We start from the raw sequence: 2052 nt of genomic DNA, 5'->3' as shown, positions 1-2052 counted from the left end.
TCGGCGCCCTGTCTCAAGAAGCCGGCGGCGAGCCGCCGCGCAACATCACCACCGCGCAGGGGCACATGCGCCTCATGGCGGCCGACGGTTCGACCAGGGAAGTACCTTTCGACGGCGATTTCCTGCGTATCGGGCAATCTGTGCCTGCCTGATTGGGCTGTGCCCTGGGGCAATCGCTTCAGCGCCGAACTCGACAACTTGGTCGCCTTTAACACCAGTGCAGATTTGAAATTCCCGCGAACTATCGCCAAGATGCGATCGAAAACACCCAGCCGGAAAGGCCCCGATGTCCGAGATCGCTCATCTCGCCGCCACCATCTTCAAACGCGCCGGCAAGGCGCAGCGCTTTGTCGTTGCCATTGCCGGTCCTCCGGGCGCCGGCAAGTCGACGCTGTCGGCTCGCCTGCATGAACTGCTGCCGGAAGGTGCGGCCGAGATCGTGCCCATGGACGGCTTCCATTACGACGACGTCGTGCTCGAGCGGCGCGGCCTGCGCGCGCGAAAGGGCGCTCCGGAGACCTTTGACTTTGCCGGTTTCGAAACCTTGCTGAAACGTATCCGCGCGGGCGAGCCCGACATCGCCATTCCGGTGTTCGACCGCAGCATGGAATTGTCGCGTGCCGCCGCTTCGATCATCGCTGCCGATACCAAATTCATCCTGGTTGAAGGCAATTATCTCTTGCTCGACGAAGAACCCTGGTCGCGACTGGCGCCGCTGTTCGATTTCTCTGTCTTCGTCGATGTGCCGCGCGCCGAGCTCGAGCGCCGTCTGCTTGAGCGATGGCACGAACATGGCCGCTCCGACGAGGACGCCCGCGCCTGGATCGCCTCCAACGACATGCCCAACATCGACCGCGTGCTTGCCCGCCGCCGCCCTGCCGATCTGGTGATTGGCGATCAAGCCTGATTGGCAGGACGGCCGCGGCCGGAACCTTAGGACTTTGCGACCGTTATGTCAGATACGGCAATGATGCTGACATGAGGGAAACGTCCAATGGCAACCATGGCAAGAAAGCCTGCGCCCGCGAAGGGCAGGGCGACTCGATCAAAGGCAATTCAATCAAAGACGGGCGCCGGCCCGGCAGTCGCCGCGCGCTCCAGGGATGCGGCAAAGCCCAGCTTTGGCAAGGCAGCGCCAAAGAAAGTGAGCCCGGCCTCAGCCAAGCCCGCGGCAAAACCCGCCAAGCCGAGGAAATCGGCAAGCGGCGGCAGCTCGATGGCAGATAGCGCAATGCGCACGGTCAAAACGACGGCCAATGTCGCGGCTGGTGCGGTTGTCGCCACCGCCAGGAGCGCCGCATCGCTTGCCGCTTCCGTCATGGGCAAGGGCGGCTCAAAACCCAAAACCAAGGCAAAGTAGGCACGCATAAAACAGCCGCTTGTGCGGCTCGACCGGTTAGCTGGTAGTCAGCCCCGAGCGGGGATGTCGAGGCCCTTTTGCACTGCTGGCCGGGCAAGGCCGCGTTCCAGCCATGCCGCGACATTGGGAAAGTCGTCGAAGCCGACAAGTTCCCGCGCTTCATAGAAGCCGATCAAATTGCGCACCCAGCCCAGCATCGAGACATCGGCGATTGTGTAATCGTCGTCCATGATCCAGCTGCGGCCCTTCAATCTTGTCTCAAGCACGCCGATCAGCCGCCGCGATTCGTCGCGATAGCGCTCCAGCGGTCGCTTGTCGGCGATCTCGCGCCCGGCGAATTTGTGGAAGAAGCCGACCTGGCCGAACATCGGCCCGATCGAGGCCATTTGGAAGAATACCCACTGGATCGTTTCGTAACGTCGCACCGGGTCGGCCGGGATCAGCTTGCCGGTCTTGTCGGTGAGATAGAGCAGGATCGCGCCGGATTCGAACAGCCCGATCGGCTTGCCGCCCGGACCGTTCGGATCGATCATCGCCGGTATCTTGCCGTTGGGGTTCAGCGACAGGAATTCCGGCGTCCAGCTTTCGTTCTTGCCGATGTTCACCGCATGCGCCTCGTATGGCAGGCCGAGTTCCTCCAGCGCGATCGACACCTTCACCCCGTTCGGCGTCGGATACGAATAGAGCTGGAT

3 protein-coding genes are annotated in these 2052 nt (G+C 62.5%); 1 reads left to right on the top strand and 2 read right to left on the bottom strand.

Going from position 1 to position 2052, the window contains the following annotated elements; translation table 11 throughout:
• Positions 1 to 286 precede the first annotated feature (286 nt).
• Complete coding sequence (locus tag E5W87_RS35015) at positions 287 to 907, top strand: nucleoside triphosphate hydrolase (RefSeq protein WP_292408423.1); 621 nt, start codon at positions 287 to 289, stop codon at positions 905 to 907.
• Between the two features lie 149 nt (positions 908 to 1056).
• Here E5W87_RS35015 and E5W87_RS35010 read toward each other — a convergent pair whose 3' ends face one another.
• Both E5W87_RS35010 and E5W87_RS35005 read right to left on the bottom strand, forming a co-directional pair.
• Positions 1057 to 1320: a hypothetical protein gene (locus E5W87_RS35010; protein ID WP_292408420.1), complete on the bottom strand. Its 264-nt coding sequence runs from the start codon at positions 1318 to 1320 to the stop codon at positions 1057 to 1059.
• 87 nt (positions 1321 to 1407) lie between these two features.
• Positions 1408 to 2052: glutathione S-transferase N-terminal domain-containing protein (locus E5W87_RS35005; protein WP_292408417.1), on the bottom strand; the 645-nt coding region annotated here is incomplete at its 5' end.

The sequence above is a fragment of the Mesorhizobium sp. genome (assembly GCF_004962925.1).
GTDB lineage: Bacteria > Pseudomonadota > Alphaproteobacteria > Rhizobiales > Rhizobiaceae > Mesorhizobium.
Note: the sequence above shows the minus strand (reverse complement) of the source record. Positions and strands in the feature narration are given on the sequence as shown.

Coding starts and splice junctions, on each gene's coding strand:
- E5W87_RS35015 (WP_292408423.1), top strand. CDS start 287: ATGTCCGAGATCGCTCATCTCGCCGCCACCATCTTCAAACGCGCCGGC.
- E5W87_RS35010 (WP_292408420.1), bottom strand. CDS start 1,320: ATGACGGAAGCGGCAAGCGATGCGGCGCTCCTGGCGGTGGCGACAACC.